This window comes from Mesorhizobium sp. WSM4976 (assembly GCF_029625685.1).
Lineage (GTDB): Bacteria > Pseudomonadota > Alphaproteobacteria > Rhizobiales > Rhizobiaceae > Mesorhizobium.
The window spans coordinates 60,837-82,633 of sequence record NZ_JARTVT010000014.1 but is presented as its reverse complement, the minus strand read 5'-3'; the positions used below and the strand labels follow the sequence as shown (position 1 = coordinate 82,633).

Annotated in this window: 31 protein-coding genes; 23 read left to right on the top strand and 8 right to left on the bottom strand. The window is 62.5% G+C overall.

Annotation, left to right across the window (positions count from 1 at the left end):
* The first annotated feature begins 65 nt into the window (after positions 1-65).
* From P9272_RS18420 to P9272_RS18400, 5 genes are all read left to right on the top strand, one after another.
* Positions 66-599, top strand: a complete 534-nt coding sequence (locus P9272_RS18420; RefSeq protein WP_278161619.1) for a phage major tail tube protein — start codon at positions 66-68, stop codon at positions 597-599.
* Between the two features lie 29 nt (positions 600-628).
* The gene (locus P9272_RS18415) at positions 629-1,015 is read left to right on the top strand and encodes a phage tail assembly protein (RefSeq protein ID WP_278161618.1); all 387 of its coding nucleotides are present in this window, start codon (positions 629-631) and stop codon (positions 1,013-1,015) included.
* Positions 1,015-2,967, top strand: a complete 1,953-nt coding sequence (locus tag P9272_RS18410; RefSeq protein ID WP_278161617.1) for a phage tail tape measure protein — start codon at positions 1,015-1,017, stop codon at positions 2,965-2,967. Before P9272_RS18415 ends, P9272_RS18410 begins: the two co-directional genes overlap by 1 nt.
* A gap of 75 nt (positions 2,968-3,042) precedes the next feature.
* Positions 3,043-3,801, top strand: a complete 759-nt coding sequence (locus P9272_RS18405; RefSeq protein WP_278161616.1) for a hypothetical protein — start codon at positions 3,043-3,045, stop codon at positions 3,799-3,801.
* Positions 3,802-3,917: 116 nt separating this feature from the next.
* Positions 3,918-4,340 (top strand): phage tail protein, encoded by a 423-nt coding sequence (locus P9272_RS18400; protein WP_278161615.1) that lies wholly within the window; start codon positions 3,918-3,920, stop codon positions 4,338-4,340.
* A 25-nt stretch (positions 4,341-4,365) separates the two neighbouring features.
* Here the strand turns inward: P9272_RS18400 and P9272_RS18395 are convergent, their stop codons facing one another.
* Positions 4,366-4,722: a VOC family protein gene (locus P9272_RS18395; protein ID WP_278161614.1), complete on the bottom strand. Its 357-nt coding sequence runs from the start codon at positions 4,720-4,722 to the stop codon at positions 4,366-4,368.
* Between the two features lie 86 nt (positions 4,723-4,808).
* Between P9272_RS18395 and P9272_RS18390 the strand changes: the two genes are divergently transcribed.
* Both P9272_RS18390 and P9272_RS18385 read left to right on the top strand, forming a co-directional pair.
* Positions 4,809-5,039 (top strand): tail protein X, encoded by a 231-nt coding sequence (locus tag P9272_RS18390; RefSeq protein WP_278161613.1) that lies wholly within the window; start codon positions 4,809-4,811, stop codon positions 5,037-5,039.
* Positions 5,036-6,052 (top strand): contractile injection system protein, VgrG/Pvc8 family, encoded by a 1,017-nt coding sequence (locus P9272_RS18385; RefSeq protein WP_278161612.1) that lies wholly within the window; start codon positions 5,036-5,038, stop codon positions 6,050-6,052. Before P9272_RS18390 ends, P9272_RS18385 begins: the two co-directional genes overlap by 4 nt.
* Here P9272_RS18385 and P9272_RS18380 read toward each other — a convergent pair.
* Positions 6,049-6,294: a hypothetical protein gene (locus P9272_RS18380; RefSeq protein WP_278161611.1), complete on the bottom strand. Its 246-nt coding sequence runs from the start codon at positions 6,292-6,294 to the stop codon at positions 6,049-6,051. The genes P9272_RS18385 and P9272_RS18380 overlap by 4 nt on opposite strands.
* A 74-nt stretch (positions 6,295-6,368) precedes the next feature.
* On the opposite strand from P9272_RS18380, the gene P9272_RS18375 reads away from it, so the two are divergent.
* From P9272_RS18375 to P9272_RS18360, 4 genes are all read left to right on the top strand, one after another.
* Complete coding sequence (locus P9272_RS18375; protein ID WP_278161610.1) at positions 6,369-7,217, top strand: glycoside hydrolase family 108 protein; 849 nt, start codon at positions 6,369-6,371, stop codon at positions 7,215-7,217.
* A 116-nt stretch (positions 7,218-7,333) separates the two neighbouring features.
* Complete coding sequence (locus P9272_RS18370) at positions 7,334-7,627, top strand: hypothetical protein (protein WP_278161609.1); 294 nt, start codon at positions 7,334-7,336, stop codon at positions 7,625-7,627.
* Entirely contained in the window at positions 7,599-7,778 is a 180-nt protein-coding gene (locus tag P9272_RS18365) for a hypothetical protein (protein WP_278161608.1), read from the top strand. Before P9272_RS18370 ends, P9272_RS18365 begins: the two co-directional genes overlap by 29 nt.
* Before the next feature lie 20 nt (positions 7,779-7,798).
* Entirely contained in the window at positions 7,799-8,164 is a 366-nt protein-coding gene (locus tag P9272_RS18360; RefSeq protein ID WP_278161607.1) for a hypothetical protein, read from the top strand.
* 13 nt (positions 8,165-8,177) lie between these two features.
* Here P9272_RS18360 and P9272_RS18355 read toward each other — a convergent pair whose 3' ends face one another.
* On the bottom strand, positions 8,178-8,462 hold the full coding sequence (locus P9272_RS18355) for a hypothetical protein (protein WP_278161606.1): 285 nt from the start codon (positions 8,460-8,462) through the stop codon (positions 8,178-8,180).
* 630 nt (positions 8,463-9,092) lie between these two features.
* Complete coding sequence (locus P9272_RS18350) at positions 9,093-9,404, bottom strand: hypothetical protein (RefSeq protein ID WP_278161605.1); 312 nt, start codon at positions 9,402-9,404, stop codon at positions 9,093-9,095.
* A 267-nt stretch (positions 9,405-9,671) separates the two neighbouring features.
* On the opposite strand from P9272_RS18350, the gene P9272_RS18345 reads away from it, so the two are divergent.
* Entirely contained in the window at positions 9,672-9,854 is a 183-nt protein-coding gene (locus tag P9272_RS18345; RefSeq protein ID WP_278161604.1) for a hypothetical protein, read from the top strand.
* 164 nt (positions 9,855-10,018) lie between these two features.
* On the opposite strand, the gene P9272_RS18340 is transcribed toward P9272_RS18345, so the two are convergent.
* Positions 10,019-10,222 (bottom strand): hypothetical protein, encoded by a 204-nt coding sequence (locus P9272_RS18340; RefSeq protein ID WP_278161603.1) that lies wholly within the window; start codon positions 10,220-10,222, stop codon positions 10,019-10,021.
* 19 nt (positions 10,223-10,241) lie between these two features.
* Positions 10,242-10,430: a DUF3606 domain-containing protein gene (locus P9272_RS18335; protein ID WP_278161706.1), complete on the bottom strand. Its 189-nt coding sequence runs from the start codon at positions 10,428-10,430 to the stop codon at positions 10,242-10,244.
* Positions 10,431-10,553: 123 nt separating this feature from the next.
* Between P9272_RS18335 and P9272_RS18330 the strand changes: the two genes are divergently transcribed.
* The 6 genes from P9272_RS18330 (at position 10,554) to P9272_RS18305 (ending at position 14,108) form a co-directional block, all read left to right on the top strand.
* Positions 10,554-11,426, top strand: a complete 873-nt coding sequence (locus P9272_RS18330) for an ATP-dependent DNA ligase (protein WP_278161602.1) — start codon at positions 10,554-10,556, stop codon at positions 11,424-11,426.
* 109 nt (positions 11,427-11,535) lie between these two features.
* Positions 11,536-12,543, top strand: a complete 1,008-nt coding sequence (locus P9272_RS18325) for an HWE histidine kinase domain-containing protein (protein ID WP_347404056.1) — start codon at positions 11,536-11,538, stop codon at positions 12,541-12,543.
* A 7-nt stretch (positions 12,544-12,550) separates the two neighbouring features.
* Positions 12,551-12,928, top strand: coding sequence for a response regulator (locus P9272_RS18320; protein WP_278161601.1), 378 nt, complete (start codon positions 12,551-12,553; stop codon positions 12,926-12,928).
* A gap of 238 nt (positions 12,929-13,166) precedes the next feature.
* Positions 13,167-13,460 (top strand): hypothetical protein, encoded by a 294-nt coding sequence (locus P9272_RS18315; RefSeq protein ID WP_278161600.1) that lies wholly within the window; start codon positions 13,167-13,169, stop codon positions 13,458-13,460.
* Positions 13,457-13,873 carry a hypothetical protein gene (locus P9272_RS18310; RefSeq protein WP_278161599.1) on the top strand — a complete coding sequence of 139 codons (417 nt, stop codon included), beginning with the start codon at positions 13,457-13,459 and terminating at the stop codon, positions 13,871-13,873. The genes P9272_RS18315 and P9272_RS18310 overlap by 4 nt, the downstream gene beginning before the upstream one ends.
* Positions 13,866-14,108, top strand: coding sequence for a hypothetical protein (locus P9272_RS18305; protein WP_278161598.1), 243 nt, complete (start codon positions 13,866-13,868; stop codon positions 14,106-14,108). The genes P9272_RS18310 and P9272_RS18305 overlap by 8 nt, the downstream gene beginning before the upstream one ends.
* A gap of 340 nt (positions 14,109-14,448) precedes the next feature.
* Here the strand turns inward: P9272_RS18305 and P9272_RS18300 are convergent, their stop codons facing one another.
* Positions 14,449-15,381 (bottom strand): YbhN family protein, encoded by a 933-nt coding sequence (locus P9272_RS18300; RefSeq protein ID WP_278161597.1) that lies wholly within the window; start codon positions 15,379-15,381, stop codon positions 14,449-14,451.
* A gap of 256 nt (positions 15,382-15,637) precedes the next feature.
* On the opposite strand from P9272_RS18300, the gene P9272_RS18295 reads away from it, so the two are divergent.
* Entirely contained in the window at positions 15,638-17,032 is a 1,395-nt protein-coding gene (locus P9272_RS18295) for a Ppx/GppA phosphatase family protein (protein WP_128260448.1), read from the top strand.
* Positions 17,029-17,742, top strand: a complete 714-nt coding sequence (locus P9272_RS18290; RefSeq protein WP_278161596.1) for an RlmE family RNA methyltransferase — start codon at positions 17,029-17,031, stop codon at positions 17,740-17,742. The genes P9272_RS18295 and P9272_RS18290 overlap by 4 nt, the downstream gene beginning before the upstream one ends.
* Positions 17,743-17,808: 66 nt before the next feature.
* Here the strand turns inward: P9272_RS18290 and P9272_RS18285 are convergent, their stop codons facing one another.
* Positions 17,809-19,230: an MFS transporter gene (locus tag P9272_RS18285; RefSeq protein WP_128260446.1), complete on the bottom strand. Its 1,422-nt coding sequence runs from the start codon at positions 19,228-19,230 to the stop codon at positions 17,809-17,811.
* 207 nt (positions 19,231-19,437) lie between these two features.
* Between P9272_RS18285 and P9272_RS18280 the strand changes: the two genes are divergently transcribed.
* The 3 genes from P9272_RS18280 to guaB all read left to right on the top strand — a co-directional run bounded on the left by P9272_RS18280 (position 19,438) and on the right by guaB (position 21,772).
* Entirely contained in the window at positions 19,438-19,683 is a 246-nt protein-coding gene (locus P9272_RS18280; protein ID WP_128260445.1) for a type II toxin-antitoxin system prevent-host-death family antitoxin, read from the top strand.
* Entirely contained in the window at positions 19,680-20,129 is a 450-nt protein-coding gene (locus P9272_RS18275) for a PIN domain-containing protein (protein WP_278161595.1), read from the top strand. The genes P9272_RS18280 and P9272_RS18275 overlap by 4 nt, the downstream gene beginning before the upstream one ends.
* A 140-nt stretch (positions 20,130-20,269) precedes the next feature.
* Positions 20,270-21,772, top strand: coding sequence for an IMP dehydrogenase (gene guaB / locus P9272_RS18270; RefSeq protein ID WP_278161594.1), 1,503 nt, complete (start codon positions 20,270-20,272; stop codon positions 21,770-21,772).
* Positions 21,773-21,797 lie beyond the last annotated feature (25 nt).

Sequence of the window (21,797 nt, the reverse complement as noted above, 5' to 3'; positions counted from 1 at the left end):
CGTCGGCGCCTTGCGCGCCGGCTCGCCTCTTCATCCCAACTCCCGCCTGAAAAGGAACGCCAGCCATGGCCGAAAAACTGCTGCTGCTCGAACAGGTCAACCTCTTCGTCGGCGACCAGGACCCGGAAGATTCGAACCACATCAAGCTGCAGTCGCTGGGCTTGCCCACGCTGGAGCAGGTGACCGTCAACCATCTCGGCGGTGGGGCGCCCGGCGAGGTGGAATGGGGCATGAATGCCATCAAGGCGCTGCAGCCGACCTTCAAGCTCGCCGGCTTCGCCGAGTCGAGCTACCGCGCCATGGGCGTCGGCACCAACCAGCCGCTGAACTTCACCGGCTACGGCGTCCTGAAGAACAAGCAGACCGGCGACGCTTTCCAGGCGAAGACGGTCATTCGCGGCATCGTCAGCCGGATCGCACCGGATGCCTTCGACCGCTCCTCGGCCTTCGGCCACGATCACCAGATCGGCGAGGTGACCCACTACGAGCTCTCGGTCGACAACGAGGAATGGTTCTACTGGGACTATTTCACGACCCGCCGCCGGCAGTTCGGCGTTGACGAGTTGACCCGGGCCCGCGTGCTGCTGGGCATTGAATGATGCCGCCGAAGAACGCGATAGAGGACTTCATGACGGGCGCCGACGAAGCGCCCGTCACGGCCGCCGACGAAGCGCCCGTCACGGCCGCCGAGCCGCCGCCGGCAGAGGCCGCCATCGAGGAGTGGGAAGTCTCGCTCGACCTGACCGATGCCGATTACCGCTATCTCACGCTGCGGCGCGCCATCACGCGCGGCGGCGGGAAGATCGCGCGGATCAGGATGCGGCCGGCCATGCTCGAGGATATCGACGACTGGTCGAATGCCGAGATCAGCAATCGCGAGCTGCTGGCGCGGCTATGCGATCTTCCGCCCGCCGTGCTGAAGAAGCTCGCCTGGGACGACGCGGAAGCCTTGATGGAGATGTTCCACCAGGTCGTGCCGGAATTCGTCTTTGCCGCCGTAAAGGATGATGCCTGATGGCCAAGATGTCGGCGGAGCTGATCGTCAGCCTGCTCGATCGCGTGTCGGGCCCGGCCGCGAAGGCGCGCACCAGCTTGACCGCCCTGCAGCGTGCCGAGCGCGACGTATACCTTGCGCGCAACAACACACGGCTGACGCGCACCCAGGTCGCCGAGGAGCGGCTGCTGGCGGTGCAGGATGCCGAACGGCAGAAGCGGCTGGCGCAATGGGCGACCTTCGGCAAAGTCGCCGGCGTTGCCACCGCCGCTGCCGGTTATGTCGCGATCCGCACGGCGCGCGACTATGCGCAGCTCGAGCGCACGATCGGCCGCATCGTCATCAATGCCGACAAGCCGGCGACCGCGATCAGGCCGACGATCGCCGTGCTGCAGGAACTTGCCGATAAATCGAAGATGCCCTTCGACAATGTCGTGCAGGGGCTTGAGACGCTTATTGCTTCCGGCCGGTCGCTTGAGGACGGCCTCGCATTCCTGCCGACTGTCGCCCGCACCGCGCAGGCATCCGGCGCCGAGATTTCCGATATCGCGCTCACAGCCGATGCGCTCTCCAATTCGCTTGGCATAACCGCCGACAAGATGCAGGAGGCCTTTGACATCCTCGCCGCCGAAGGCAAGGCCGGCAAATTCGAGCTGCGGGACATGGCGGCGGAACTGCCGGCAATCACGCCCGCTTTCGCCGCGCTCGGTTACAAGGGCACGGAAGGCCTGAAGCAGCTTGCCGCGATGCTGGAGATCGTGCGCAACCAGACAGGATCCTCGTCCGAGGCAGCGACAAACTTTTCGAACATCCTGCAGAAGGCCTATGGCAACGAAGTCGCCAAGAACTTCAAGAAGTACCATATCGACATCCGCCGCGAGATGGACCAGACGCGGAAGGAGGGCGGCAACGTCATCATGACGCTGGTCGAAGCGACGCAGAAAGCCCTCAAGGGCGACCTTTCGAAGCTGCCGCTGATCTTCACCGACATCCAGATGCAGCAAGGCATGCGGGCGCTGCTCACGCAGTTGCCGGAATTGGAGCAACACCTTGCGGCGCTCAAAAATGTCTCCGGTACCGTAGCTAGCGACTTTGCCCAGATCACGGGAGATTCCGAGGGCAACTGGCAGCAGTTGATCAACAACATCCAGAAGACGGCGACAGCGCTTGGCGACCTGTCGGGCAGGGCGCTCAACCCTACCCTTGAGAAGGTCAATAGCCGCCTGGACGACATGATGGCGGTCGACAAAGGCTACGAGGCTTTGCGCGGCAGCGGCCGTGATCCACTGGCCTATGCCGCCGAATTCAAGGAACGCTTCAACAAGCAGCATCCTGAACTCGGCATGTTCGATCGCTTCACCGGCGCCTCGGCCGAGAAGGCTTTTCGCGATGCCCTGGCGCAGCTCGGCCGCGGTGAGATCAAGAGCGTCTTCGACGCGCTGCAGACGAAGATCCTCGAGGATCGCCAAACGCGAGAGTCCAACGCCGGGATGTCGACGGCGAGCGCTCCTGTGCCAACGCCTCGGCCTAAGAGCTGGGCGGAAATGACGCCCCAAGAGCGGCAGTATCAGATTTACGCCCAGGGTCGGCATGCGCCGGCCAAGGGCGGTCAGGCCTATGTGCCGCCCGCGCCGGGCAATCCCGGCATCGGCCCGAACGTCGCCGGCTTCGACGCCGACGAATTCGAGCGCCGACTGCAGTCCGGCGGCGCCGACGCCGGCAACAAGATCGCCGAAGGGGGCACGCAGGCCGGCCAGAATGCCGCGCAGACATTCACGTCCGGCGTGGCCGGGGCCGGGTCGTCGTTCGGCAAGAGCGCCGCGGCGGCCTTTATCGCCGGCGTCAGCGGCTTCCTCTCTTCCGCCAAGGCGGACCTGATGCGGCCGGTCGGCTCGCTGGGTGGCAGGACGACCGGCCAGCAGGTGCAGTCCGATACACGCGGACAGGCGATCGACTTTGGAGGGCCGCGCTGATGGACCGAGAACCCGCTCTGTCAAGCGGAGGTTAAGGCTTTAAGCATATTCGAGAGATGCGGGAGAAGCGAAAACTTGAAGCGCCGTTGGGAACTTAGGTACGAAGACAACCACTGGGCGGCTGCTGCTTCTGCCACTATTGTCGCCGTGCTCTCTGCGTTCATTTACGCCTTCTTCTCTCAAGCGGACCCTGGGTTTGCAACGTCGTTTTCAAGCGCTTTTTTGCTCAGTGCCGATCTCGGAAAGTGCTCTTCGTCATTCTCCGCGATCGTTATGGCGCAGATCGTCTATTCCATCGTTGTCACTTTGCTTTTGGTGTCTATTGCTGGAAGGTGCGTGTTTGGTGCGATCACAGATGCCGGAAGCCGAAAGTCGTTCTTATGGATCGCTGTCGGGGCGCTGCTTTTCGGTGGGTTCCTCATCGGGATTGCAACGGCCGAAAACGGATGGTGGTTCTCCGGAAGCCGCAGATCAATCAATAGGGCGCTTTCGTTTCAACAAGCATGCTTGAACAGCCATCAAATTCTCTATCCGCAGCTCTATCTCATGAGTATCTGGCTTGCCGGGATAACCTGGATGGCTTTACTGATGCTACTCACGCTCACGCGGAAAGCGGCATATCACCGTGAGTACGAAGACTTGCCCAGGGATCCGCAGCTTCGGGAAGAAATCCTCAGAATTCGAGCGAAGTATCCTCCCATTCACTTGACGAAAGCGAAGAAGATCCTCGGCATGGTAGGCATAGTTATAGTTATTGGATGCTGCCTCGTCGGTCTGGCGCATGGTCTTTACAAAGCAGGTATCGCATTCGAGCTGTTGGCCTTGGGACGCTAAGCAAGGCATTGCGCTATCGAAAACGCGGCACCGGTTCCGGCGCATCTGCCTTCCGCAGATGGTTAACTCGACTGCAGATCGCTTCGATCACCACAAATGGACATTAAGAGGCATCCATGCTGATGAAAGTCGGGTTGGTCGAGTTCGACTTGGCCTTCAACATCGACACACATTCGCGCGAGACCACGCACGACTATGCGGAAAAGCCAGTGGTCGGCGCGATGCCGCCCCTTGAGGATGTTGGCGTCGGGTCGGAAACGCTCACCGTCTCCGGTCGCCTGATCCCGTCGAAGCTTGGTGGGCTGGGCACGTTGAACATCCTGCGCAATGCCCAGCTCGCCGGCAAGCCGCAACTGGTGACCCGTGGCGATGGCAGCGTCTTCGGCTTCTACGTCGTGCAATCGGTCAACGACGAGCACACCTTCCTCGATCGCGACGGCGTCGGCCAAGTCATCGACATCACCGTCAAGCTGCAGAAGTCGGCCGCTCCAGCGCCGGCTGATTTCTTTGCCTCGCTGTTCACTCTGCTCGCAGGGTAGATTGGAACGTTGCCTATAGACCGATCTATGTGTGAAAAGGCCGCGACGGTGGCTCTGCAAGAGTGATAAGGTTGCCGTCAGGGTCTGTGACTTGCGCGATCTTCCCATAGTCACCCTGCTTTTCCCCGACGATGCTCACGCCAATTTCTTCGAGCGATCGGCGGGCTTGGTCCATTTTCGGCACCACAACCGTCATCCTTCCGGAGCCTGCATGCTCCTCGTCATGGAAGATCTGGATGTTGGCGCTGGCGACACCGCGCCACTGGATTAGACCATCCATGGGACGATCGTCAGGCCTTCTTTCGAAGAGTTGAGTGTAGAACTGCTCCGCGCGATCCATGTTTGCCGTCGCAAGCGCGGCATAGATTGCTTGAATGTGCATTCGCTGTCTCCCTTCTCGCCGCTCAATGAGCAAGGGAGCGGTCTTGTTCCAAGATCCCCGGTATCCCCCCCCGAAAGGCTCCGATCATGACAGAGACTGTCACCGTGAAGACGGAAGGCACGACGCTGTCCGCGCTGCTCGCCCGTCACTACCGCAAGGTCTATGCGGGCGTGATCGCAAAGACCTATGCCCTCAACCAGGACCTGTCGCAAAGCGGTCCATATCTGCCGGTCGGCCGCGTCATCACGGTGATGGCGCCGGCGGAAATGCAGGCGGAGGTCGCCGCGGCCAGGCCGGTGGTTGATCTGTTCGCATGAGAAAGGGCCACTTCCGCGTCGTCATCGGCGGGCAGGACGTCACCTCGCGCTTCGTACCGCTGCTGATCTCGCTGTCGATCACCAAGAGCGGCACCGAAGCGACGCAGTCGGCGAGCTTCACGCTTGACGACAAGGAGTCGACGGTGCGGTTTCCGAAGACCGGCACGCCGGTATCGATCGAACTCGGCTGGCAGGGGGGCGCGATGCGGACCTTCGAGGGCGAGGTCGACACGTGCGACTGGTCGACCGACAGAGGATCCGGCAGCGTCCTTTCCATCACCGCACGCTCGGCCAGTCTGAAGGGCAAGGTCAAACAACCGGCCGACCGGCACTGGGAAAAGAAGACGCTCGGCCAGGTGCTGCAGGACGCCGCGCAAGATGTAGGCCTGTCGATCAAGGTGCATCCGTCGCTGGCCAGCCGGCAGTTGGAATACGAGGCGCAGGACAATGAAAGCTTCTTCGCCTTCGCCGACCGGCTGGCGCGCGAGCATGGCGCGACCTTCGCCATCAAGGGGACGCAGGCGGGCTTCGTGCCGCGCAACGCCAGCGTCTCGGCGACCGGCCAGCCGCTGCCGACTGTTCGTATCACCCGCGGCATGGTGATTTCGGCGAGCGGCCTGACGCCAGTGACCGACCGGCCGCGCTTCAAGAAGAAGAAGGGCCGCTGGTACGACATAAAGAAGGCCAAGCAGATCATCGAAGAGGTCGAAACCGGCGACGATGTCGAGCCGGAAGACGTGCTGCGCTTCATGGAGCCGGACGAGACGGCGGCTAGGACCCGCGCCGATTCCGATCGCGTCGACGGCGCGCGCTCGAAGGGCGCCGGCTCGATCATCATCGAAGGCGAGCCGACCGCCGAGCCGGAAGGCACGGCGATCATTGAGCTGCGGCCCGGCGTCGACGGCAGCTACACCATCGCCTCGATCGCGGACACGCTCGACCGCGGCAGCGGCTACACCACGCAGATCTCGCTCGGCAACCCGCAGGGCTCGGCCGGGGCTGACAGCCGCTAGGTCGAGAGCAGTCTCACCCTCGTCAGGCGCATGCGCGCCAGTCTTCGTGCCGAACTGTGGAATGCCTCCCGCTCGGCTTCGATCAGGAATTCAAGCGTCATCAGGTCGAGCAGGAATTCATCCACGGCTTGAGCCAGTTCGTGCGACTTGCCTTTGATTTGACCAAGCAGCGCGCGCGCCTCCGCGACCAGGTTGGCGCCGCCGGCGTCGATCAGCTGCTCAAGCTTGCTGAAGCAATCCAAATCTGAAGTTCCCCCTGCCGCGGCCCTCAATCGCCGACGAGCCGGAAAGTTCCCCAAGCAAAAGGAAAATTTACATGACCGCATCTCGCGAGCAGGAATCGCTCGCCCGCGTGCTCGCGCATGAGGGCGGCTACAGCAATCATCCCGATGACCCTGGCGGCGCCACCATGAAAGGCGTGACCCAGCGCGTCTATGACGCCTATCGCAAGAGCAAGGGGCTGGCGCTCCGCTCGGTGAAGAGCATCACCAGCCAGGAACTCTTCGAAATATACGACCGCCAGTATTGGGACGCCGTGAAGGGCGACCAGCTCCCCGCTGGGATCGACTATGTGGTTTTCGACGGGGCGGTGAACTCCGGGCCGAAGCAGTCGATCATGTGGCTGCAGCGCGCCCTCGGTCCGCTCTATCAGGGCCGTGTGGACGGTGTAATCGGTCTCGGCACTATCGCCGCAGTTCAGGCATGCAACAACCATGACGCCCTGATCGACCGCATCTGCGACCAGCGCCTCGCCTTCCTGCAGCACCTGAAGGGCTGGAAGACGTTCGGTCGCGGCTGGTCTTCGCGCGTGGCCGAGGTTCGCTCGATCGGTCAGGCCTGGGCCACCGGCGCGATGCCGCAAATGGCGAACTTCGTCGACGGTGGTCAGGCCAAGGCCTTCGTCGAAGATGCAACGACTGCCCCCTCGACCGCGCCGGCCGACGCGGCGGCTGGTGGCGGGGTCGCCGGCATCGGGCTTTCGGGCACGCTGGCCGAGCTGCAGAGCCAGCTTTCGCCGTTCTCATACACCAGCGAGTGGATCGGCAAGGTCGTCGCAGTCCTCGCTTTGGTCAGTGCCATCTTGGCGATCGGCGGCCTCGCCTATGGCCGGTACGCCCGCCGCAAGGCCGCACGCCTTGCCATCGCCACCGGCACGGCGGGCTGACCCATGGAGAACCTGAAGGCAGTTCTCACCCTGGTCATCGAGCAGGCGGTGCCGGTCCTCGCCGGGTTCGCGGCCGGGGTGCCCGTGGGCATGGCGATCATCTGGTGGGTTTTCCTGTGAGCCTGCTCATCACCTTCATTGCCGGCCGACTTGGCGTCACGCGCCTGATGGGCGGTCTGATCGCTTGGGGCGCAATCGCGCTCGTCGTCTCGGGCGCGGCGCTCGGGGCCTACCAACTCATCAAGCACAAGGGCGCCGACGAGCTGCGCGCCAGGATCGAAAAGGAGAACCAGCATGCGATCAACGAGGGCATTGATGCTCGCCTGTCTTTTGACGACTGCATCGACGCTGGCGGCGTGTACGACTTCCGCCGTCAGCGGTGTGCCAGCCCTGCGCTCGGCCCTCGGTAACAGCCTGGCCGGCGCGCAGGGCAAGACGCTGGCCGACCAGAACAGGATCGACCGGACCATGGCGCCCGGCTGCGCCATCGGTCTCTACACGCCGGCCGAATGCGACCGGCACACCAAGGCAAGCGCGGCTCGCCGCGGCGAACTGAACTAGCCGGGGTGAGGACAGGCCGGATGACGGACTTCAATTCGAACGTCGTGTTCCTGATCGCCGTCATCGGCGCCGTGGGCGGGCTGTGGTGGCGCATCGAGGCGGCGATCAAGGCCGCGCGCGACGAGGTCAAGAAGGATGCGCGCGATGCGCATTTCCGCGCCGACACGGCGATGGCCGCGATCTCCCTGCTGACCGAGCAGCTCGCCGCGCACAAGCTCCACGTTGCAGAGACCTACATCACAAAGGCTGGCCTTCGTGAATTCCGTGACGAGGTGATGACCGGTGTTCGCGACCTGAAAGGGAGCGTGTCGACACTGCACGAGCGCATGGACCGCTTCATCGAAGGCGACAAGATGGCCAGGCGACGGTCACCCGAATCACAATGACATCGCCGCTGGCTCAAGCCGACGGGGTTTTTGTTTCGCGCTCGCGTGGAATATAGAAGGCCTCTCCTGATGGGACCTTTGCGACGAACTGGAGAGTGAACAAAAGCCGATCTTGGTCATCGGTCACGTTCATGATCCACGGGGTCATATGCTCCCAGAAATGCTGCTTGCTGTCGTTTATCATCTCGCCGGCAGCCCGCACCGCCTCCTGCCGCGCGGCGTCCAGATCGGGGAGGTCGACCCCTTGATCATCGGGGTTGAATTCGCCGTTGTCGACATGGAAATGGAAAATGGGCATATCGCTGTCCCTACTGAACAACGGGACAACTCTCGGCCCGGCACTTTGTTTCGCAGTGGTGCCGTCTCGTCATCGCCAATGCAGCTTGATGTAGCAAAGTGGAACACTTTGCACGCCGCCGAGTTATCTGTGCAGCGGTCGGCCCTCCGGGGGTGTTAGCCGCTGGACTGGAAAAAGTCGCAGGGAGCCCGTCGCTTACGCTTATTAGCTGCGACGGGCTTTTCTTTAGCGAGAACTAAAATTGTTAGTGCGTGACCGGGGCTTAAGGCGCATGATAGCTATCTGCCCCGGGTGAAACCGGGGTAAGGGCCCGGCCTGTCCCTGAAGTCCCCCGACTCACCCCGCAGGCCGGGTATCGTGTGTCTGCTAATTCAGCCTGGATCCAGCGGCGCACCCGCCCTAGTCAACAATCAGAGATGTCACGGGTCAATTTTGTCCCGTTTGAGGGATCAACCGGGGGATACCCATGAAGAAGACTTATGAGAAGCCAACTCTCCACAAGCGCGATCGCCTTGGGGCCATCGCAGCACAGGTGATCATTGTTTCTGGCCCTGTCGGGTAGACCTTAGCGCCTGGCAGCACATCAAGCCCGCGGGCTCCGGCCGGCGGGCTTTTTGCATCCCAAAGGCACTAATTTGCCTTGTTAGCCAATGGTCTCTTCCTCTTGGGTGCAACGTAGCTCGTCACAAGGCGCACAGCGCTCGCCTTGACTGTGATGCCAAGATCCTTGCCCCCAACCGTTACAGTGTCGTCGTCGACGCGTGTGACCTCGCCCGTTAGCTCGATCTTCTGCCCGCTGCTGATGTGTGGCGTCCGATCAACGATCGAATGCGGTTGACCATAGGAGGGGATCAATACAGCGACCCTGTCCTCCGTCACCCGCTTGCGAATCGTTGCGGTGATCGCAACCCTGTCTCCGACCTTGATGCTGCCCTTCGCCATATAGCGAGTCTGGGGCGGCTCATCGGTCAGTCAAGCTTGTTCTAATGTACATAAAATTGTCTGCAACCAGGCTCTCGGTTCAGCGTTAATATCGGCGAACCCTCAGGGGTGTAGCCGCTCCCACAGGTAGATCGCAGGAGCCCGTTGCCAATCTCTCCCGAGTGGCAGCGGGCTTTCCATTTCGGACTCGAAGCGACAGCCGGTACGCGGTATAATTTCGCCGTGGCGCGGGAATTGTTTTCGCCCTGCGCTTTTGAGGGTAGTCCCATGGCGAAATCACACTTAACAGCAATGGATGTCGAAATCATTCGATCAGCGTTCCGCAACGAAGTCCACGACAAGAAGCTGCCGGAAAGCGAGTGGCGGCAACTGGCCGCTGACCTGATCGAGACCTACACCGGCAATAAGGTGGTTGATCCACAGATGCTCGAATGGATCATGCGGAAATAGCCGGGAGCGGCACGGCCGGCAGAGCGCTCAAGCCGGGACATGGGCCATAATGGCCGTTTACCTGCTCCTTGCTCTCAGGACACCTCGCGGGCAATACTCCTCGATCGTCGCGCGGATTAGGCGCAGGGCGGCGCGGCAGTCCGGATCGTTTATTCGGCTGCCGCTCATTTCGAGAAATCCCGCGCCACGGGCTCAGCCGCGCTGAACTCCGAGATGCTGCTCGCCTGTTCGTCGATCACTCGGAACCAGTGCTCCTGCAAAGCTCTCGTAGAGACGGGCGCGGCAGCGACAAGCTCCACTGCCTTTAGCGGCTCTTCGGCGTCAACAATTTGCGATGAGACGACTTCTTCGCCGTAAAGCTCTTCCACCTGGTATCGGGGCATTCCCTCACCTTTGTCCGAGGGCCTTCGCCGCGCGCTCGAGAGTGGCCCGATCATTGCCGTGCTTTTTGATCAGTTCGCGAACCTGTTGGGCCGTCAGCCCAACCTTCTGGGCGAAATACTCCACCTCATAGTCCTCGTCGGCCGAGACCCTGTCCCGGTCTCGGAAGTCCCGCTTGCTCTTGTCATCTGCCATGGTGTGCTCCTCCTGAATGTTGAAGAACATTGATGACGCCTTGAAAGTTCCCGCTTTCTTTAGCCACCGCTAACGGAACCGAAAGAACGCTGCGCTATTGAATCGCCGTTCGGGGATGTGTGCATGCGTAGGGACGGCGTCAGGCTCAGCTTCATCAAGCCGATGGAGCCGGAGCGATTCGACAATCCGCCGGCCGGCGCCGAGTGGTGCCACGAAATCAAATTCGACGGCTACCGGACGCAGGTGATCAAGGATGCCGATGGCATCCGCCTCTACACCAAGAGCGGCATCGACTGGACGGCAAAATACCGGCCGCTCGCCGCTGAAGCCGAGAAGCTGAACGCGGAAAGCTTCATCATCGAGGGCGAGGCGATCGTGCTCAATGAGAGGGGTCTGTCTGACTTCCACGCGCTCCGCTCGGCCATCACGCGCAGGCCGCAAGATCTCTATCTCGTCGCCTTCGACCTTCTCCACCTCAACGGCCACGACTTGCGTGATATTCCGCTCAAGGACCGGCGCGAGGTGCTGCAGGCGCTTGTTCCGGCCGGCGGGCGCATCCAGTTCAACGAGGCGCTGCCTGGCACGGGCGACACCGTCTACCATCTTGCTTGCGAGGCAAACCTCGAAGGCATCGTCTCGAAGCGGCTGGACAGCGTCTATCGCAGCGGCCCGACGACGATCTGGCGCAAGATCAAATGCTTCGACGAAAAGGTGATGGAGATCATCGGCGTGCAGCGCGAGCGCGGCAAGCCGGCGATGGTGCTGATGGCCGACAAGGGCCGCTACATGGGCGGCGCCTTCGTGACGTTCAAGGCGGAAAAGCGCCAGGCTCTGTGGGATCGCGTACAAGGGAAGGCTGGCGCACCGCCGCCGAAAGGGCTCGCCAAAGAGAAGGCCGAGTGGCTCAAGCCGGGTCTGGTGGGGCGGGTCAGGTTCCTCAAGGGCGAGGAGAGGCTCCGCCACGCGTCGCTAAAGGACTTTTGGTATGAGCCCTAAAGGCAACGCCGCGCCACAAGGCGGTCGGGAAGGCCATCGCCTTGCCGGCGTCAGGGTTGTGGATTGACCCGCTGCCTAATACCGTAGGTCATCTTGTCTGGGCGTAACCATGGTGAACTTGGAAGACCTCTACCGGATATTGCGGACAGGCCATGTGCAGGCACAGGGGATCGTGGATACGGTCCCTGTTCCTTTGCTGGTGCTCGACGGCGCACTCTGCGTCCAGAGCGCCAACCGTGCGTTCTTCCGAACATTCAAAGTCCGGCGCGACGATACTATAGGGAAGCGTATCTACGATCTGGGAGATGGTCAGTGGGATATTCCCGAACTGCGTCGCCTGCTCACGGACGTGATCCCGAAGAGCGCCGCTGTTATCGACTACAAGGTGGAGCACGATTTCCCCGGCATCGGGCGGCGGACCATGCTGGTTACGGCTCGCACCATCAATCAGGAAGACGACGGCACCATCATGTTGCTGTCGCTGGTCGATGCCACTGAACGAACCCGCAGAGAGGCCGAGTTTGAAGTTCTCTTCGGCGAGCTTCGCCATCGGATGAAAAACCTGCTCGGACTGGTCAGGGCACTCGCCAACCAGACCAAGGCTGAAGGCGTGTCGGGGGAGGCATATCGAGACGCGTTCCTTGGCCGGCTTACGGCCGTGGTGGACGCGAATGACCAAGGGTTTGTCGGCGGCGGCGATGGCGACCTCGCCGCGCTGGTAGCACATGCGCTCGAACCGTTCACGGTCAGCCCCAACGCTGTAAAGATCGACAACGGACCTCCTGTTAAACTGGATAGCAAGAGATTGATGTCTCTCGGGCTTGCGCTACATGAGCTGTCGACGAATGCTCTCAAATACGGGGCACTGTCGAAAGCAGGCGGACAGATCCACGTCCACTGGGAGGTTGAGGAAGCAGAGCCCCGGCTCCTCCGGCTCACGTGGACTGAAACCGGAGGCCCCAGAGTGACCCCGCCGGTTTCGACCGGCTTCGGGACCCAGTTGATCCAGTTCGCCATAGCATACGACCAAGGGGGCAAGGTGGAACCTACCTACGCGCCCACCGGTTTAAAGGTACGGATGATCCTTCCGCTCACGAGGGTGAGCCAAGCAGATTGAACTCCGGGTGCACAAGACGGTCCTCATCGTGGAAGATGAATTTCTGATCGCGATGGACCTCAAATCCATACTCGAACGGCAGGGCTGGCGTGTGATTGGGCCAGTTGCGTCCGTAGCGGCAGCTTCCCGGCTGTTGGAACGCGAACTGCCCTCTGTCGCATTGCTCGACGTAAATGTGGGCAATGAACTGGTCACCCCAGTGGCGGAAAAGTTGAGCAGCCTCAATGTGCCATTCGCCGTGGCGAGTGCTTATGACCGGCCGGAGCTTGTCGGCGGGGTCGTTCTAGCGGGTGCGCCAAATGTCGGGAAGCCTACCCCGGAGCGGCGCCTTCTGGAAGTGTTGACGAAGTTGCTGGAACCTCACGCCCTGCGGCCGCGTACCTAAAGGTAATGCTCGCCCTCTGCCCGGTGTTGAAAGCAGAACCAGTGGGGCGCCTGCGTCGGCTTGGCAAAGCCCCAGCCGGCATCCTTGCCGCAACCGGCGTGTTCGCAGACATGGCCGAGGACTGCTACGCGCTCGCGCGGTCGGGTGGCCTCAGAAGGGCGTGTTGGCTCGTCGCTCATGGCGAAAAGATTCCATAAACCGGCTTGACGGACAAGGAATTTGTTCTCATTTCGTTCTCATGGCGCACGAGAAGGTCGATACGCTGGGCAAGGCGACCCGGCACAATTTGCTGCTGAAGGTGGAGTGCGCCTGCGGCAACGTGCGCTACTGCCGGTCGGCCGACCTGATGATGGTCTATGGCGGCGGCGCCGACCCTTTCAAGCTGAAGTTCGACTGCAGCCGCTGCAGGCCCGACATCAAGCTGACGCTGCTCGAGCTGCACCCCGACCACCTGCCGAGGAAGCTCGTCATCCACAAGCCGACGAAAGTCGACGGCAAGATCGTGTGGCACACCGAGCGGTTCCGGCCATGAAGGAGCGCTTTGAGGTCGAGGCTACCGAGAACGGCTACCGGGTGCTCGACCCGGCCGGAAAGGTTGTCGCCACCGTCGAGCGAAGGCCGCAGGCCTTTGAATTCGTCCGCGACCGCGGCGGCCGCGTCCACCTGCAATGGGCAAGGACAGTGATCGGCAAGCAATCTTACCCGCGCGATTTTTCAGCAATGCACACCGGCTTTGGGGCCGGTCGCATCATGACCGTGATCAGCGGGGACCAGCGCGGCCGCTGGGCCTGGTTCGTGAATGGACGGGATCCCGATACCGGCCGTACTGGAGGTTTTTCAGGACGCGAAGACACCAAGGAGCAGGCCGTTGCTCAGCTCGAGGTCTCCTATACCGAATTCATCGCCAATGCCGACAGATATGGAGCTGACAAACGTCATGGCTGAGATCGCGACTGTTCTGCAGAAGTTGCTCGCCGACAACCCAGGCCCGGTCTCGATCGCCGCAGGCATGGCCGCGCTGCGTGCGATCGGAATGGATGAGACGGACGGAGACCTGCAATCGACCGTGGGCACGTTCGCGGCCGAACGGGGCAGGGCGATCAGGTTCGATCGCTGGGCGACCCGGGCGCCTTTAAACAATCCCGTCAAAGGCGGAAAGATCACTCCGAACGCGCTCTGAAAGTTAGACAATTCAGCCGCTAACGCCTTGATATTCTACAAGCGGTTAGACAGGAGATGCAGGTCTAAATATTTGAAAATAAACGGATAGAGGAGGAGTCAGAGTCCGTGGGTCTACCGTTAACCTATTCCCCAGCAGGCGCGTCTGGTATCGCGCTAGCCAAGCGGCTCATGTGCCGCGAGCGCTGCCTTGTAGCCGCCATCGGAAAATAGTCAAGCCCGCAGCTGAGTTCAATCGCAGGCTTTTTTGAGCCTTTGTCGGATGCATGTCGTTCGACCAAAATCCGTCTGCGCTTTTGGGCGACATGGATTGGCTCTCTTGCTGAGACGGAGGTAGGGGTTCAACTGCTCCCCTTGCTGTACTGCGAATGCTCGAAATACAGCACTAGGCAGAGGCCGATCAGAAGCGGAATGATGAGATAGAACAGGCGGAACACCAGAAGCGCGGCGAGCACGCCCACGGGATCCATGTCGGAAAGGCCGGTGAGGAAGACGACCTCGAAGACGCCAAGCGCGCCCGGCGCATGCGACAGGAGCCCGATCGAGAACGAGACCATGAACACGCCGAGCACGACAAAATAGCCGGGATTGCCGGCCTCCGGCAGGGCGAAATAGATGATCGCAGCGGCGGCCAGCAGCTCGACCGGCCCGACCAGCAACTGTCGCGCCACGATCGGCAGCGCCGGGTAGTGGAGCTGGAAGCTGCCGATCTTCAGCGGTCTCAGCCGAAGCCAGCTGCCGAAGGCATAGGCGCCGACGAGGATGAGCATGGCGAGCCCCGCGGCGAAGGCGGCGCCGTGATGCGGCGCGCCGCTGAAGCGATCGATGATCTGCGGTTCGAACAGCAGAACGAGGCCGCCGAGGAAAACGCTGGAGAGGATGAAGGTGAACCAGCAGATCGCCACCAGCACTCCGACCTCCTGGCCAGTCAGTCCGCGCGTGGCGTAAGCGCGATAGCGGATCACCGCGCCGGAAAACACCGAGCCGCCGATATTGTGCGACACCGCGTAGGTGGTGAAGGAGCACAACGTGACGAACAGCCACGATACTTTTTTGCCGATATGCAGCAGCGCTATGTGGTCGTAACCGGCGAGCGAGGCATAGGCGACGACCGAGCTCATCGCCGCCAGCACCCAGTCGCGCGGAGGGATGGCGGCGATGCCGATCCAGACATCGTTCAACGAAATACCGCGCAGTTCGTGGATGAGCAGCCACAGTGAAAACGCGACGGCTGCGATGCCTATGACCGGCCAGAAATAGCGCCTCCAATTCATGGCGTCGTCATCATGCGTTGCAGCTCATTGATTTGATATTGCCATCGCCCAACCCCTTCGAACCCGCATTTGAGACATGCCTGATTGAAGCCGGCTATTCAACCGGCAAGACATTGCCCCAACGTGATGCTGCCAAATTTAGAGCCTCGCACTCTTGGTGATTGCGAACGGCACTGCTACTCTGTTGCCAACTTGAAACAGATCGAGGTGCCTGCTGCGTCCGTTCCCGGTTCGCGCGGCGCCGGAAGGAACTGAAGTGGAAGACCACGATACCGGCGCGGGCGCGTCGGCAGTGGGCATGTCCGGGGCATCGCCGGCGCAGTCGGCGAGCCCGCACCCGGTGCGATTCAGCCGCCATGCGGGTTCGCACCAGAGACATGCCGACCCCCGACGCACCGGCCCCAAACATGCCGGCCCCAAAGATGCCGGCCAGAGACAAACTGGCGCAAGTCAGGCCGATCAGCATGCCGATCAGCCGAAAGGCAAGACGCGAAAGCGCCGCAAGCGCAAGCGCGGTCGCAAGGTGTTCGCGCGTGACGAGAACGGCGCCGTGCAGCCTGCCGCGCCCGCCAGCACGACGGCAAGCCAGCCTCAGAGCCCGCCCTTGCAGGCTGAGCGAAGGCCGCCGCCCCAATCTCCGCCACGTCCGCCCCAGCAGGAATTGCCTGTCTTCGCCGCGCTCGACCTGGGCACCAACAATTGCCGGTTGCTGGTCGCGGTGCCTGGACGTCACGGCCAATTCCGGGTCATCGACGCTTTCTCGCGCATCGTCAGGCTAGGCGAGGGGCTGACGGCCAGCGGCCGGCTCGGCCAGGCGGCGATGGATCGTGCTGTCGAGGCGCTGAAGATCTGCGGCGAGAAGCTGCGCAACCGCAAGATCAGGAAAGCCAGGCTGATCGCCACCGAGGCCTGCCGTTCGGCAGCCAATGGCGTCGAGTTCCTGGATCGCGTCGAGCGCGAGGCCGGGCTGAAGCTCGAGATCATCGACCGCCAGACCGAGGCGCGCCTTGCCGTCTCCGGCTGCGGCTCGCTGGTTGAGCGCGATACGCAGGGCGTGGTGCTGTTCGACATTGGCGGCGGCTCGTCCGAAATAGCGCTGATCGACTTGACGGGACGGCGTTCTCCACGGCTCGCAAACCACATCGTCTCTTGGACGTCGCTGCCCGTCGGCGTCGTCTCGCTCGCCGAGCGCTTCGGCGGCCGCACTGTCACGCGCGAGACCTTTGCCGCCATGGTCGACGACGTTGCGGCGCGGCTGAAGGCCTTCGACGGCCGCGACCGGCTCGCGCATGTGCTGGCCAGCCCCAACTTCCATCTGCTTGGCACCTCCGGCACGGTGACGACGCTGGCCGGCGTGCATCTCGATCTCGAGCGCTACGACCGCCGCCGCGTCGATGGGCTGTGGATGGACCGCGACAGCGTCGATCGCATGATCGAGCGGCTGATCGGCTGGGATTTCCAGCAGCGTTGCGCCAACCCTTGCATCGGCGCCGACCGCGCCGACCTCGTGCTCGGCGGCTGCGCCATTCTCGAGGCGATCCGTGGCGTGTGGCCGTCCGAGCGGCTGCGTGTCGCCGACCGCGGCTTGCGCGAGGGAATCCTGAGCGAATTGATGGCCGATGACGGCGTTTGGCGTGGCGGCCGATCGTGAGCAAGAAGCCTGAAAAGTCGGGTTCGGGAAGCATTCGCGTTCTCAAGACCCGGATCAAGAAAAAGAGCGGCCTGAAGGAATCCTCGCGCCGCTGGCTCGAGCGCCACATGAACGATCCTTATGTGCAGCGCTCCAAGGCGGACGGGTATCGCTCCCGCGCGGCCTACAAGCTGATCGAGATCGACGATAAGCATCATCTGCTGAAGCCCGGCATGAAGGTCATCGACCTGGGTGCCGCCCCCGGCGGCTGGTGCCAGGTGGCGGCAGCGCGGACGAAGTCAACAGCCGAGAGTCCGCATGTCGTCGGCATCGACTATCTCGAAATGGATGCCGTTCCGGGCGCCGTCATCCTGCAGATGGATTTCCTCGACCCCGATGCGCCGCGGAGGCTTGCCGAGGCGCTGGGCGGCCGGCCGGATGTGGTGCTGTCCGATATGGCGGCGCCGACCACCGGCCACCGCCGCACCGATCATCTGCGCACCATGCATCTGTGCGAAGTCGCAGCCGATTTCGCGCTGCACGTGCTCAGGCCCGGGGGGCATTTCCTCGCCAAAACCTTCCAGGGCGGCGCCGAGAACGAGCTCTTGTCATTGCTGAAGCAGAATTTTCGGTCCGTCCATCATGTGAAGCCGCCGGCCTCGCGCGATGAATCGGTGGAGCTTTACCTGCTGGCCAAGGAGTTCAAGGGTCCCGGGACCTCGTCACTCTAGGGTCTGCGCTCCGTTTCGCGTCGCTCCGCCCTAAAATGACGATGTTACGGGAGAGCGCACCGCGCTCTACTTCCCTGCCGTGCCCACCGATTCCAGCGTCTTCGGCGTGATCAGCCGGCCGTGTCCCGAGACGGCATTGCCGGCCTCCGGCGCGAGCCGCATGAAGGTGATCGATGAGGCCGCCGAGACGGCCGCTACGATGAAAAAGGCGATGTGGAAGTCGCTCAAGGTCAGTGGCCCGCCATGGATGGAGGTCGACACTTCGAGGATGCCGCCGGCCAGCGCCACGCCCATGGCGATCGACAATTGCTGGAAGACCGCCGTGATCGGTGTCGCCTTGCTGGTGTCGGCGGGCGTGATCTCGGCATAGGAGAGCGCGTTGACGCCGGTGAAGAACATCGAGCGGATGAAGCCGCCGACCAAAAGGATAGCCAGCATCAGCGTGTAGGGCGTGTCGGGCGTGAACAGGCCGTAGATGGCGATCGAGACGGCTGCAATCAGCGAGCCCCAGATCAGCACGCGGCGGAAGCCGGCGAGCCGGAAGAGCAGCGCCGTCGCGAACTTCATGCCGATGGCGCCGATGGCCGAGACGAAGGTGATCATGCCCGACTGGAACGGTGTCAGCCCGAAACCGATCTGGAACATCAGCGGCAGAAGGAACGGGACCGCGCCGATGCCGATGCGAAACAGCGAGCCGCCGAGCACCGAGGATCGGAAGACCTGGTTGCGGAATAGCTCCAGCGCCAGCAGCGGGTTCTTGGCGCGGCGGGCGTGGATGAGATAGAGCACCCCGGAGAGCACTCCGACCGCCACCGTGATGAATCCGGCCATCGGCGGCAGCGCCGGCAGGCTGACGACGGAAAGGCCGAAGACGACGCCGGACGCCGCGAGACCGCTGAGCACAAATCCGGGGAAATCGAGCGGCGGTGTCTCCGCAGGCTCGGTCTCGGGCAAGAACCGCGTGGCGAGCCAGATGCCCAGCAGCCCGATCGGTACGTTGATCAGAAAGATCCAGTGCCAGGTCAGATAGGTGGTGATGAAGCCGCCGATCGGCGGGCCGACCAGGGGGCCGACCAGCGCAGGCACGGTCAGCCAGGACATCGCCGCGACCAGCTCGCTTTTTGGCGTGGCGCGCACCAGCACCAGTCGGCCGACCGGCGTCATCATCGCGCCGCCTATGCCTTGCAGGAAGCGCGACACCACGAAAGCCGGCAGCGAATTGGAAAACGCGCAGGCGACAGAGCCGGCAATGAAGACGCCGATAGCGGAGCGAAACACGGTCTTGGCCCCGAACCGGTCCGCCATCCAGCCGCTGATCGGAATGAAGATCGCCAACGACACCAGATAGGCCGTCAGCGCCAGTTTCAGCGCGATCGGACTGGTGTGGATGTCGATCGCGATCGCCGGCAGCGACGTGGCGATTACGGTCGAATCCATGTTCTCCATGAAAAGTGCGACCGCTAGGATGAGCGGGATGATGCGGTTCAAGGGAACGCCCTGATTGTCTTCGCGAATCTGCAGCCTGGCTTGGGGGCGAGCCGGCAAGCTCGGGCGGTTATCACGCCTTGGCCCGGGTGTCGCATTAAATTGCTGTCACTTTTACGCGAACGCACCGCTGTTGGTCATTGCTACTGCTTGCCGAGAGTGATGCTGATCATTATTGTAGTGTATATAACTACAATCTAGGCGCAAGTCGTGGATGAAGCCGTTTCTGCTGCCGACGCCAATCGCAAGTTTTCCCTCATTCTTCGCGGCGTGCGGGATGGCCAGAGCTATGTCGTGACCAGTCATGGCCGGCCTGTGGCTCGGATTGTGCCCGCCGAGAAGAGCGAAGGCGTGGCTTCCCGCTCGCGGGCGTCCCTGCTGTCGCGTCTCAGGCGCCAGCCTGTTGTTGACGCGGAAAAATGGACCCGCGACGAACTTTATGAGGACGACCGGTGAAGGTCGCAATCGACACCAATGTTCTTGCCTACGCGGAAGGTGTGAACGACGCGGAAAAACGCGAGGTCGTCCTCGAACTGCTGGCTAACGTTCCGCAAGAGGGGACGGTCATTCCTGTTCAGGCTCTTGGCGAATTGTTCAATGTGTTGGTGCGCAAGGCAGGTCGATCGCATCCAGAAGCCCGGGACGCACTTTTGAACTGGCGCGATGCGTTCCCGGTTGCCCGAACGACGCCCGAGGCGATGATGATGGCCGTAGACTTGGCCGCCGACCATCGCTTCGGTATTTGGGATGCCGTCATTCTGTCCACAGCCTCGCTATCGGCTTGCCGGTTACTCTTGTCGGAGGACCTGCAGCATGGCTTCACTTGGGGCGGCGTCACCATCGTCAATCCCTTTGTGTCACCGCGCCACGAGTTGCTCCACGATCTGCTGGGCACCAAATAGGAAGCATGTGCGCCGCGCAACGACCGGCTTTTCTTCCGTCCCGGGACGTGTTACCAGCCACCGCCAATCCTGAAAGGGAAGATGAGAGTCGGCGCTGGCCAATCGGTTCAGCGCCTTTTCCGCATTCAAAAGGACTGGCCATGGGAAAAATCATCGAAACGTCCACCGGCGCGCTGGCGCTGACCTTCGACGACGTGCTCCTGCAGCCCGGCCATTCCGAGGTGATGCCGGGCGAAACCGACATCCGCACCCGCATTGCCGGCGATATCGACCTCAACGTGCCGATCCTGTCTGCGGCCATGGATACCGTCACCGAGGCCCGGCTGGCGATCGCCATGGCGCAGGCCGGCGGCATCGGCGTCATCCACCGCAATCTGACGCCCGCCGAGCAGGCCGAGCAGGTCCGGCAGGTCAAGAAATTCGAATCCGGCATGGTGGTGAACCCGGTCACCATCGGTCCGGACGCCACGCTTGCCGACGCGCTGGCGCTGATGCGCTCCAACAGCATTTCCGGCATTCCGGTGGTCGAGAATGGCGGCACCGGCGGCCACACGGTCGGCCGCCTGGTTGGTATCCTCACCAACCGCGACGTGCGCTTCGCCTCGGATCCGGCGCAGAAGGTCTATGAGTTGATGACCCGTGAGAACCTGATCACGGTCAAGGAGAATGTCGACCAGGACGAGGCCAAGCGCCTGCTGCACAAGCACCGAATCGAGAAGCTGGTGGTGGTCGACCGGAAGGGCAACTGCGTCGGCCTGATCACCGTCAAGGACATCGAAAAGTCGCAGCTCAATCCGCATGCCACCAAGGACGCGCAGGGCCGCCTGCGCGCCGCCGCCGCCACCAGCGTCGGCGATGATGGTTTCGAGCGCGCCGAGCGTCTGATCGACGCCGGGGTCGACCTGCTTGTCATCGACACCGCGCATGGCCATTCGCAGCGCGTGCTGGACGCGGTGGCGCGGGCCAAGAAGCTGTCCAACTCCGTGCGCATCCTGGCCGGCAACGTCGCCACCGCCGACGGCACAAAGGCGCTGATCGACGCCGGCGCCGACGCCGTCAAGGTGGGCATCGGCCCGGGCTCGATCTGCACCACGCGAATCGTGGCCGGTGTCGGCGTCCCGCAATTGTCGGCGATCATGTCGGCGGTCGAGACGGCCAGCAAGGCCGGCGTGAGCGTCATTGCCGATGGCGGCATCAAATATTCGGGCGATCTGGCCAAGGCGCTCGCCGCAGGCGCGAGCGCTGCCATGATCGGCTCGCTGCTTGCCGGCACCGACGAGAGCCCGGGCGAGGTCTATCTGCACCAGGGCCGCTCCTTCAAGGCTTACCGCGGCATGGGCTCGGTCGGAGCGATGGCGCGTGGTTCGGCCGATCGCTATTTCCAGGCGGAGGTCCGCGATACGTTGAAACTGGTTCCGGAAGGCATTGAAGGGCAGGTTCCCTACAAAGGACCTGTGGCTGGCGTTCTGCACCAGCTTGCGGGCGGCCTGAAAGCCGCTATGGGTTATGTGGGTGGACGTGACCTTGCAGACTTCCGCGAGCGCGCCACCTTTGTGCGCATATCCAATGCCGGACTTCGTGAAAGCCACGCCCATGACGTCACGATCACCCGCGAAAGCCCCAATTACCCGGGCGGAATTTGATCGGGAGGCCGACCAGTCCGACCGA

What these genes read in the sequence shown, in the direction of transcription:
- P9272_RS18420 (WP_278161619.1), top strand. Translation starts at nt 66, where the DNA reads ATGGCCGAAAAACTGCTGCTGCTCGAACAGGTCAACCTCTTCGTCGGC.
- P9272_RS18415 (WP_278161618.1), top strand. Translation starts at nt 629, where the DNA reads ATGACGGGCGCCGACGAAGCGCCCGTCACGGCCGCCGACGAAGCGCCC.
- P9272_RS18410 (WP_278161617.1), top strand. Translation starts at nt 1,015, where the DNA reads ATGGCCAAGATGTCGGCGGAGCTGATCGTCAGCCTGCTCGATCGCGTG.
- P9272_RS18400 (WP_278161615.1), top strand. Translation starts at nt 3,918, where the DNA reads ATGCTGATGAAAGTCGGGTTGGTCGAGTTCGACTTGGCCTTCAACATC.
- P9272_RS18395 (WP_278161614.1), bottom strand. Translation starts at nt 4,722, where the DNA reads ATGCACATTCAAGCAATCTATGCCGCGCTTGCGACGGCAAACATGGAT.
- P9272_RS18390 (WP_278161613.1), top strand. Translation starts at nt 4,809, where the DNA reads ATGACAGAGACTGTCACCGTGAAGACGGAAGGCACGACGCTGTCCGCG.
- P9272_RS18385 (WP_278161612.1), top strand. Translation starts at nt 5,036, where the DNA reads ATGAGAAAGGGCCACTTCCGCGTCGTCATCGGCGGGCAGGACGTCACC.
- P9272_RS18375 (WP_278161610.1), top strand. Translation starts at nt 6,369, where the DNA reads ATGACCGCATCTCGCGAGCAGGAATCGCTCGCCCGCGTGCTCGCGCAT.
- P9272_RS18360 (WP_278161607.1), top strand. Translation starts at nt 7,799, where the DNA reads ATGACGGACTTCAATTCGAACGTCGTGTTCCTGATCGCCGTCATCGGC.
- P9272_RS18355 (WP_278161606.1), bottom strand. Translation starts at nt 8,462, where the DNA reads ATGCCCATTTTCCATTTCCATGTCGACAACGGCGAATTCAACCCCGAT.
- P9272_RS18350 (WP_278161605.1), bottom strand. Translation starts at nt 9,404, where the DNA reads ATGGCGAAGGGCAGCATCAAGGTCGGAGACAGGGTTGCGATCACCGCA.
- P9272_RS18345 (WP_278161604.1), top strand. Translation starts at nt 9,672, where the DNA reads ATGGCGAAATCACACTTAACAGCAATGGATGTCGAAATCATTCGATCA.
- P9272_RS18335 (WP_278161706.1), bottom strand. Translation starts at nt 10,430, where the DNA reads ATGGCAGATGACAAGAGCAAGCGGGACTTCCGAGACCGGGACAGGGTC.
- P9272_RS18330 (WP_278161602.1), top strand. Translation starts at nt 10,554, where the DNA reads ATGCGTAGGGACGGCGTCAGGCTCAGCTTCATCAAGCCGATGGAGCCG.
- P9272_RS18325 (WP_347404056.1), top strand. Translation starts at nt 11,536, where the DNA reads ATGGTGAACTTGGAAGACCTCTACCGGATATTGCGGACAGGCCATGTG.
- P9272_RS18315 (WP_278161600.1), top strand. Translation starts at nt 13,167, where the DNA reads ATGGCGCACGAGAAGGTCGATACGCTGGGCAAGGCGACCCGGCACAAT.
- P9272_RS18310 (WP_278161599.1), top strand. Translation starts at nt 13,457, where the DNA reads ATGAAGGAGCGCTTTGAGGTCGAGGCTACCGAGAACGGCTACCGGGTG.
- P9272_RS18305 (WP_278161598.1), top strand. Translation starts at nt 13,866, where the DNA reads ATGGCTGAGATCGCGACTGTTCTGCAGAAGTTGCTCGCCGACAACCCA.
- P9272_RS18300 (WP_278161597.1), bottom strand. Translation starts at nt 15,381, where the DNA reads ATGAATTGGAGGCGCTATTTCTGGCCGGTCATAGGCATCGCAGCCGTC.
- guaB (WP_278161594.1), top strand. Translation starts at nt 20,270, where the DNA reads ATGGGAAAAATCATCGAAACGTCCACCGGCGCGCTGGCGCTGACCTTC.